General features: G+C 73.0%; 8 protein-coding genes. 3 read left to right on the top strand and 5 right to left on the bottom strand.

Translation table 11 applies throughout. The features are described 5' to 3' along the window. On the top strand, positions 1-894 hold the full coding sequence (locus tag C8E87_RS42065; RefSeq protein WP_133878902.1) for a DUF4184 family protein: 894 nt from the start codon (positions 1-3) through the stop codon (positions 892-894). Between the two features lie 10 nt (positions 895-904). Next, positions 905-1,570: a GNAT family N-acetyltransferase gene (locus C8E87_RS42060; protein WP_133878901.1), complete on the top strand. Its 666-nt coding sequence runs from the start codon at positions 905-907 to the stop codon at positions 1,568-1,570. A gap of 837 nt (positions 1,571-2,407) precedes the next feature. Here C8E87_RS42060 and C8E87_RS42055 read toward each other — a convergent pair. Both C8E87_RS42055 and C8E87_RS42045 read right to left on the bottom strand, forming a co-directional pair. Then, positions 2,408-3,571: a hypothetical protein gene (locus C8E87_RS42055; protein WP_166661462.1), complete on the bottom strand. Its 1,164-nt coding sequence runs from the start codon at positions 3,569-3,571 to the stop codon at positions 2,408-2,410. A 268-nt stretch (positions 3,572-3,839) separates the two neighbouring features. After that, the gene (locus tag C8E87_RS42045) at positions 3,840-4,700 is read right to left on the bottom strand and encodes a helix-turn-helix transcriptional regulator (protein WP_133878898.1); all 861 of its coding nucleotides are present in this window, start codon (positions 4,698-4,700) and stop codon (positions 3,840-3,842) included. Positions 4,701-4,804: 104 nt separating this feature from the next. Here C8E87_RS42045 and C8E87_RS42040 point away from each other — a divergent pair, with 104 nt between their 5' ends. Beyond that, complete coding sequence (locus C8E87_RS42040; RefSeq protein WP_133878897.1) at positions 4,805-5,491, top strand: SDR family NAD(P)-dependent oxidoreductase; 687 nt, start codon at positions 4,805-4,807, stop codon at positions 5,489-5,491. 7 nt (positions 5,492-5,498) lie between these two features. Here the strand turns inward: C8E87_RS42040 and C8E87_RS42035 are convergent, their stop codons facing one another. The 3 genes from C8E87_RS42035 to C8E87_RS42025 form a co-directional block, all read right to left on the bottom strand. Then, positions 5,499-6,509, bottom strand: coding sequence for a hypothetical protein (locus C8E87_RS42035; protein ID WP_133878896.1), 1,011 nt, complete (start codon positions 6,507-6,509; stop codon positions 5,499-5,501). Positions 6,510-6,576: 67 nt separating this feature from the next. Further along, positions 6,577-7,236, bottom strand: coding sequence for a response regulator (locus C8E87_RS42030; RefSeq protein ID WP_133878895.1), 660 nt, complete (start codon positions 7,234-7,236; stop codon positions 6,577-6,579). Continuing rightward, a complete protein-coding gene (locus C8E87_RS42025; protein ID WP_133878894.1) occupies positions 7,233-8,768 on the bottom strand; it encodes a sensor histidine kinase in 1,536 nt (511 codons plus the stop codon). Before C8E87_RS42025 ends, C8E87_RS42030 begins: the two co-directional genes overlap by 4 nt. Positions 8,769-8,795: the final 27 nt, after the last annotated feature.

Below are 8,795 nucleotides of genomic sequence, written 5' to 3'. Positions count from 1 at the left end.
ATGCCGCTGACTGTTCCCACCCACCCGGCGATCGTGTGGCTCAAGGTGTGGCGGCCGCGCTGGTTCGACGGGGTCGCGCTGGCCGTGGGGTCGACGGCGCCCGACCTGGCGTACGCGCTCGACGGGTCGGGCCTGCCGGTCTGGAAGATGTCGCACGGCCTGCGCGGGTTCGTGTTCTGGTGCCTGCCGGTGACGCTGGTCCTGACCTGGCTGATCCGCCGGGCGGCCCCGGTCGTGGCGAGCCACCTGCCGTCGGTGCTGCGCGACTACGCCGTGCTCGGTCGCACGTCCCATCCCCTCCGGGTGACCTGCTGGTCGGCGCTGCTGGGGGCGGTGAGCCACCTGCTGCTGGACTTCCTCGAACTGCAGTTGCCCCTCGCCGAACCGGTCATGCACGTGCTCGGTTTCCTGGGCCTGTTCGCTCTGGTGGCGCACGTGGGCCGGCACCGGTTGCTGCTTCGCTGGCACGGCGACCCGGAATTGGCCGCGCCGGGATCGTTGCCCGCCCCGCGACGGGGTGTCCGGCTACCGGCACGGCATCCCAACGTCTCCGGGCAGCTCCTCGCCGCCGCGCCCGAGCCGTCGGCCGACCTGCCGGCCGGTTCGTCGGCCCACCCGCCGGCCGGTTCGTGGGCCCACCCGCCTGGCAGCTCGTGGGCCCACCTGCCGGCCGGCTCGTCGGGCCCTCGGCCGCGGCCGGTCCGCTTCTGGTCGATCGTGGCGGCCGTGACACTTTCCTGGGCGGCGCTCGCGTTCGTGCTGCCGGGTGCGGAGCTCATTCATGCCACGGCCGTACGCCTCTTCCTGGGAGTCGCCGCCGGAGTGCTGACCGCCGCCGTGGTCGTCGAGCTGAGCGGGCGTAAACCGGATGCGGCGGCGGGCCCGGCTGGTTAGCGTCCCGGGGATGGCTCACAGCTATCCTCCGCTCGACGTCGAGGTCCGTACGCCCCGGCTGACGCTGGCCGGCGCGTCGGACGAGCTGCTGGAACGGCTCGTGCCGACCGTGCGGGCCGGGGTCGCGGACACCCAGCCGTGGCCGTTCGACGATCCGATGTCGTTGTACGCCGACAGCCCGGAACGGGAGTGGCGCTGGCTGCGCGGCATCTGGTCGGGGCGGGGCCGGGTGACCCCGGGGAACTGGCGGCTCTATTTCGTCGTGCTCGTCGACGGCGAGCCGGTCGGCATGCAGGACCTCATCGGCCGCGACTTCGACCGGTTCGGCACGGTGAGCAGCTTCTCGTGGCTGGCCCCGGGCCGCCGCGGGCAGGGCCTGGGCAAAGAGATGCGGGCGGCGATCCTGCATCTGGCCTTCGCCGGGCTGGGCGCCCGTGAGGCCGGGAGTGACGCCTTCGCCGACAACCAGGCCTCCAACGGCATCTCACGCGCGCTGGGTTACGAGCCGAACGGCACCGACTGGGACACCCGCCGCGGCGAGCCCGCCCCGATCCAGCGGTGGCGCCTCACCCGCGGGGCCTGGGAACACCACCGCCGCGACGACATCGAACTGATCGGCGTCGAGGTGTGCCGACCAGTCCTCGGTCTCGGCGAACCACGTCCGCCCGCATCCTGAACCGTCTGCCCCGCCTGGTGTCAAACCCGCTACACGTTGTTCCCGCCCTGCGGCACGCCCGTTCAGGTGCCCTGGCGGTCCCACGCGTTGCCCGTCGGGCAGCGTTCGTCGCCGCCGTGGCGCATGCGAGTGTTCTCGGCGGGCCGTGCCGTGGTTCATCCAGCGGTGCTCGTCGTCTCGTGGCGTGTGCTCGCAGAGCATGAGCGCGGGTTCGGCGCGGCCGCCGGGTGACGGCCGCGCGGTGTGGGGGAGGGGTGTTGCGGCCCTCGGGGGAGGCGACGCCCTCGGCCGCCAGCAGAATCCCCGCAGCCGAAACCCACTTCAGCCGGTGCGGTGTGGGGGACGGGTGTTGCGGCCGTTGGGTGGGGGCGGTGCGGTGTGTGGGGGACGGGTGTTGCGGCCGTCGGGGAGGGCGGCGCGGTGTGTGGGGGACCGGCGTTGCGGCCGTCGGGTGTGGGCGCGTTGTGGGGTCGGACGGGTGTTGCGGCCGTTGGGTGGGGGCGGTGCGGTGTGTGGGGGACGGGTGTTGCGGCCGTCGGGGAGGGCGGCGCGGTGTGTGGGGGACCGGCGTTGCGGCCGTCGGGTGTGGGCGCGTTGTGGGGTCGGACGGGTGTTGCGGCCGTTGGGTGGGGGCGGTGCGGTGTGTGGGGGACGGGTGTTGCGGCCGTCGGGGGAGGGCGGCGCGGTGTGTGGGGGACCGGCGTTGCGGCCGCCGGGTGTGGGCGCGTTGTGGGGTCGGACGGGTGTTGCGGCCGTTGGCTGAGGGCGTCGCGGTGTGTGGGGGACGGGCGTCGCGGCCGCCGGGTGACGGCCGCGCTTGTGCGAGGGGACAGGGCGTTACAGCTGCCAGGCGGCCGGGCGGAGCGTGCCGGCCTCGTTGCGGACGTTGGCGACGAGCAGGCCGGCGTCGGTCAGCTCGACCACATTGCTGATCGACCAGCCCGCGGGGGCGGCCAGCGGAGTCCTGACGCCGTTGCGCCACAACGAGTAGCACACACTGCCGTCCGAGCGTTCCGCCCGCACGATCACCCGTCCGCCCGACGCGGCCGCCACTCCGGTCGAGGAGCGCTCGCCCTCGGCGTACGGGATGCTCTTGCCCTCGCCGGCGGGAGTCCAGTACGCGGCCTGCTGGGCGGCCTGCCCGGTGAACCCGCCGTCGGAGGCCAGCGCGTTCAGCGGGGACTGCGCCGAGCCGCAGGTGAGGCCGGCGATCGTGCCGCCCGCCGGGGTGGCGCGGGCCAGCAGGACGCTCGTGCCGGGGACGCCGCCGGTGTGCTTGACCAGGTCGTACGAGATGGTGCCGTTGTCGTTGTTGTACCCGCTGAAGACGACCGTGCCGTCGGGCAGCACCCGGGTGACGCACGCGCCGGAGAGGAAGAACGAGCTGAACACCGGCAGCCGCAGCGTCGCCCCGTCGCGCCAGAGCACCGGGCGGGCAGTGGTGCCTTTGCCGATGCCGTCGGTCACCCACACCACCGCCGTGCCGGGTCCGCCGACCGAGGACACCGTACGCCGGTAGCCGCCCCCGAGCTCAGGCGTGTCGCGCAGCGGGGTGCGACTGCCGTCGCGCGCGACCAGGTCGGATTCGGCGGCGGGTTCGGTGGCGACAGTGGACACGCCCAGCGTGCCGCGTGGGCCCACCGCGTCGGCCCGGGTTCCGGGCACGAGCGTGGACGACAGGCCGCTCACCGACCAGCGCACCGCCCGCGTGGCGTCGTCGACCGTGACCGAGCCGGCCGCCTCGCCGAGGTCGGTGACCCCGGTGACCGTGCCGGCGGTCGCGCCCGCGGGCAGGGCGAGCGGCTGGCGCAGCCATCCCGCGCCGGGCAGCTTGGCCCAGCGCTGGGGGAGGCCCTCGGCCGTGCCGGCGACCACCCCGAGCGGCGAGACGTCGACCGCGGTGACCGAAACAGTTCCGGCAGGCGCCGGCAGCAGCACGCCGGTAACCACACCGCCGGCCGGCGAAGGCAACGAGCCGGTGACGGCGGCCCTGACGGGCACAGCCGGCCGAGCACCAGAAGCCACAACCCCGGAAGGCGGCAGGGCTCCCGAAGCCGCAACCCCGGGAGGCGGCAGGGCTCCCGAAGCCGCAACCCCGGGAGGCGACAGGACTCCAGAAGCTGCGGCCCCGGAAGACGGCCGGGCTTCCGAGGCTGCGGCCCCGGGAGGCGGCAGGACCCCCGAAGCCGCGGCCCCGAAAGGAGCATGGGCACCCGGGGCGGACAACCCGCCGACGAGCAGAAGCGGCACGGCCACGGCCGCCAGCGCATCAATCATGAACGATGTCTACCAGAGGATCCCGTTCCGTGGCGTCCTGGTCGAGGGAGGCCAGCAGGGCCAGCTTGTCCGCATGCTCCGACCCCGCGTCCGCATGGAACACGATCAGCATCAGACCCTCGGTGCCGCCCACCGCCAGCCGCTCCCGGTTGAGGGTCAGCTCGCCGACCTGCGGGTGGTTGAGCTGGACCGGCGCGCCCGTCTGGCCGCGCACCTCGTGCCGGCCCCACAGCTGCCGGAACCGGGGGCTGGCCAGCGACAACTCCCCGGTGAGCTCGATGAACCGAGGGTCGTCGATGTCGGTGCCCACGGCCTGCCGCAGGTTCGCCACGAAGCACTCGGTGACGTTCTGCCATTCCGGGTGCAGCGCCTGCTCGGCCGGGTCGAGGAACAGGTCGCGCATCTGGTTGCCGCCCGGCGCGTAGCGCGGCGACAGCGCCCGGGCCAGCCGGTTGGAGGCGACGATGTCGAAGTACCTGTCCTCGAGGAAGGCCGGCTGCGCCAGGGAGCCGACCAGCTTGAGGATGCCGGGTGGCGGCACCTCCTTGCGGGGCTTCCGGCGGCGCCGCTTGCTCCCGTCGGCGACCAGGGAAAGCAGGTGTGCCCAGTGGTCGTCGTCGAGGCGCAGCACCCGGGCGATCGACTCCAGCACCTGCACCGACGGGCGGCGGTCACGCCCGCGTTCCAGCCGCAGGTAGTAGTCGGCGCTGATGCCCGCGAGCATGGCGACCTCTTCGCGCCGCAGCCCCGGCACCCGCCGGACCCCCACGTCGGGGATGCCCGCCTGCTCGGGTGTCACCAGCTCGCGCCGGGCCCGAAGGAAAGCGCCGAGCAGGTTGGTCGAGTCGCTCATCGATCCAGCGTAGGCCGGGCGCCCGCGAACAGAGGGGGTCCTGCCACACCCCAGGCTGAGCAGGGCTCTGGGTGCGGCCGGCGACCGTGCCTACCGTTCGTCCCATGACCGTCACACTGATCACCGGCGCCAACAAGGGCATCGGCTTCGAGACCGCCAAGCAGCTGCAGGAACTGGGGCACACCGTCTATGTCGGCGCCCGGGACACCGTACGGGGTGAGAAAGCCGCCGCCGAGCTCGGCGCCCGTTTCGTCCAGCTGGACGTGACCGACGACGACTCGGTGCGCGCCGCCCTGGCGACGATCGGCGCGGCCGAGGGCCGGCTCGACGTGCTCGTGCACAACGCGGGCATCCTCGCCGCCGACGAGGTCACCGGTCCGGCCGCCCTGCGCGCGTTCGACACCAACGCCGTGGGCATCGTCCGGGTGACCGAGGCCGCGCTTCCCCTGCTGCGCAAGTCCGGCAATCCCACCGTGGTCACCGTGTCGAGCAGCATGGGCTCGTTCTGGGCGGTGACCAATCCCGAGCGGGTCGAGCACGGCCTGGTCCTTCCGCTGTACGCGGCATCCAAGGCGGCCGCCACCATGCTGACTGTGCAGTACGCCAAGCGGGAGCCGGGCATCAAGTTCAACGCCGTCGAGCCCGGCCCCACCGCCACCGACATGACCGCCGCGTTCGGCATCGGGCGCCCCCCTCAGGAGAGCGCCCGTACGGTCGTACGCCTGGCCACCCTCGACGCCGGCGGCCCGACCGGAACCCTGACCGACGAGGACGGCACGCTCCCCTTCTGAGCTGTCGTCAGGACTTGCCGCGCAGGGTCTGGAAGAGGTACCAGGCCCCGCCGAGCGCGGCCGGGACGGCGATCAGGTAGGCAGCCCACCAGACGCCGTCGGCCCGCCAGTTCAGGAACGCCTGCACGCCCAGGTAGATCCCGACGAGCAGACCGACCACCTGCGCCGGGCGGGTCCGCCAGAACGGGTCCTTGCGCTCGGGCTCGCCCTGCTGCACCTGCCGGGCGTACTCCTCGACCGGGCCGAGGCCGGTCAGTGCGGCGCGGGCCCGGGCGTCGCGGGTCAGCTCGGCGGCCCGCTCCGGGGTCAGGTCGTAGCGCCCGATCAGCAGCCCGTTCAGCCGCTCGAAGTAGTCATCGTCCAGGCTGGAGGCGGAAGCGGAGACCGAGCCGGAATCGGGCCCGGGAGCGGAGGCCGGGCCAGGCGCCGGCTTGTCCTTGCCCGAGCGCAACTGCAGGGCCAGGGCGACCGCCGCGACGGCGACGACGGCCACGACCGGCAGCGCGAACAGCTGCTCGCGGGGCAGCGTGGTGAACGCCAGCGCGGTGCCCGCGATGAGCGGCACGGTCGCGGCCCAGACGTACTTGACCAGGTGGGGGCGGCCGGAGGCGCGGACGGCCGGCGGCACCGCACCGGCCCAGAACACCGTGAACAGCAGCAGGACGAGACCGGTCAGACTCGCCACGGTCATGTTGAACGTCCAGCTCTTGCCGATCGCGGCGAACACCAGCGACGCCGGGATCACCACCAGGGTCATCCCGAACAGCTGCCCGCTGAGGTAGTCCCGCGGGGTCATGCCCTCCCGGTCGACCGGTTCGAGAGTCCCGGCCGGTTGCTCCGCGGCGGCGCGGGCGGCGAAATCGCGGGGCTCGCCGAACGTGTCGAACGGGCTTTCCCCCGTACGGGCGCAGTGGTCCTTGACGTCGTCGATGATCGCGCGGGCCGCGGACGATCGGACCCCGAGGTCACCCAGGGCGATCCGGGCCGGCAGTTCCCAGGTTTCGAAGGTGTTCGTCATGCGAGAAAGTGTGGCCGCCGGGCGTGCCCCGGGGCGTCTGCCGACCAGGGGAAACAGGGCCACAACTTTAGTTGTCGAGCAGCCCGGTGCGCTGTGCCAGCATGGCCGCCTGCACCCTGTTCTCCACGCCGAGTTTCGCGAACACGTGATAGACGTGCGTCTTCACGGTGCCCTCGGACACGAACAGCTGCTTGCCGATCTCGGCGTTGGACAGGCCCTGGGCCAGCCGGATCAGCACCTCACGCTCCCGCTCGCTGAGAGTGTCCACCTTGGCCAGGTCCTCGGTCGGGCGGCTGGCCGGCGTCGGCAGCCGTTCGAGCACCTGCCGCGTGATCTTCGGTGACAGGTAGGCGTTGCCCGCCGCGGCGGCCCGGATCGCGTACTCGAGTTCCTCGGCGGCCGACTCCTTGAGCAGGAAACCCGCGGCCCCGGAGGCCAGCGCCTGCGCGACGTAGTCGTCCTGCCCGAACGTGGTGAGCACGACGACCCGTACGGCGGGAGCGAGGTGCCGGATCTCGCGCAGCGCGGCCAGACCGTCGAGCACCGGCATCTGGATGTCCAGCAGCGCCACGTCCGGCCGGTGCCGCACGGTCAGGTCGATCGCCGTACGGCCGTCGCCCGCCTGCGCGATCAGCTCGATGCCGGCGGCCGGCCGCAGGATCGCGTCGATCGCCGTCCGGATCAGCGAGTCGTCGTCGGCCAGCAGGACACGCAGCGGATCGGTCAAGACGGCTCTCCCCGGATGATCTGTTTGTCGGCAAGCTTGCCGTCGCGGAAGCAGAAACGATAGTTCAAGTTGCCGGACTCCTCGCGCATCTGTTCCGTCAGCGAGGCCGGGTAGTCGAGGCAGCCCTCCGGGGTGGCGGTCGCGATCTCGGCGTCCGGAAGCATCTCGCGCACCTCGTTCTCGGACGCGCCGACCCGGGCCGCGTCGTAGGTCTCGCGGTTCACCGCCGCGAACGCCGAGAGGAGCCACACCCCGGCCACACACAGCGCCAGGAAAGCGGCGACCGACAGCGACGTCGCGACCAGCACGAACCGGGACCGGCGGCGATGCCCCTCGATCACGGCCACGAAGTCGGCCGCCGCTTCCGGTGGGCTCTCGGGCGCGGCGGGGGCAGGGTTGGTGTCGTCGAGGTGGGGCAGCGTGGCCGCCACCCGGTAACCGCCGTCCGGTGTGGACCCGTGATAAAGCAGGCCGCCGGCGATCCGGACCCGTTCGGCCAGGCCGAGCAGCCCCTGCCCGCTGGTCACCCGCACCACCCGCTGCCCGGGCGTGTTGGTGACCGCGGCGATCAGCGCGTCCGGCTCGTACCGCAGCAACAGGGTGATCGAGCCGCCCTGGGCGTGCCGCAGCGCGTTGGTCAGGCCCTCCTGGATCACCCGGTACGCCGCGTGCTCCGTCATCGAGGCCTGCGGCGCCGGCTCGCCCTCGCGGATCAGCTCCACCCGCGCGCCCGACGCCCGGGCCTGCTCGGCCAGTTCGTCCAGGCCGGTCAGGGGGCGTACGGAGGATTGGGGGTCGTCCTGACCGAGCAGCCCGAGGATCTGGCGCAGCTCGGTCATCGCCGCCGACGAGGTCTGCTTGACGAGGTCCGCGGTCTCGGCCCGTTCCTCGTCGCCGGCCGTGCGCAGCATGCCCGAGTACAGCGAGATCAGGGTGAGCTTGTGCCCCAGCGAGTCGTGCATGTCGCGGGCGATCCGGGCCCTCTCGCGGGCCTGCGCCTGGCGGGCGACCTCCTGCTGCTGGCTGTGCAGCTGCAGGTTGCGCCCGTGCATCGCGTCGAGCAGGGTGCGCCGCCGCCGGACCATCCGGGCCACCCCGGCCGGCAGCACCGCCAGCATCGCGAACCACAGCGTGCCGAGCACCACCCACTCGAGGCTGAGCGGTTCCTCCCACAGGATCGACAGCTGGAAAAGGGTCCAGGACACGCTCAGCCCGGCCACGACCTGCCACCAGCGGCGTGCGCGATAGCCGATCGAGGCGCTCAGGAACGCCAGCACCAGGCTGTTCGGCCCGCCCGTGCCGAGCCCGATCACGGCCGTGGCGACGTACGCGATCAGCGGATGCGTCAGCCGCAGCGCCAGCAGCACCGGCGTGGCCACCCCGACCAGCCACGGCGCGAGCGGATACCACCCCGCGGAGGCCGACAGCACCACCGCCGTCACGGTCAGCAGGCCCACCACGCCGGCCTCGTAGACCAGCCGCCACGCCCCGACCAGACCGGCGCGCTCCCGCCAGGCGGCAATCCTGTTCATGGTGCACCAGTGTGACGGCACCCGGCC

The organism is Paractinoplanes brasiliensis (assembly GCF_004362215.1).
Lineage (GTDB): Bacteria > Actinomycetota > Actinomycetes > Mycobacteriales > Micromonosporaceae > Actinoplanes > Actinoplanes brasiliensis.
This window is presented reverse-complemented; position numbering and strand designations above follow the sequence as displayed.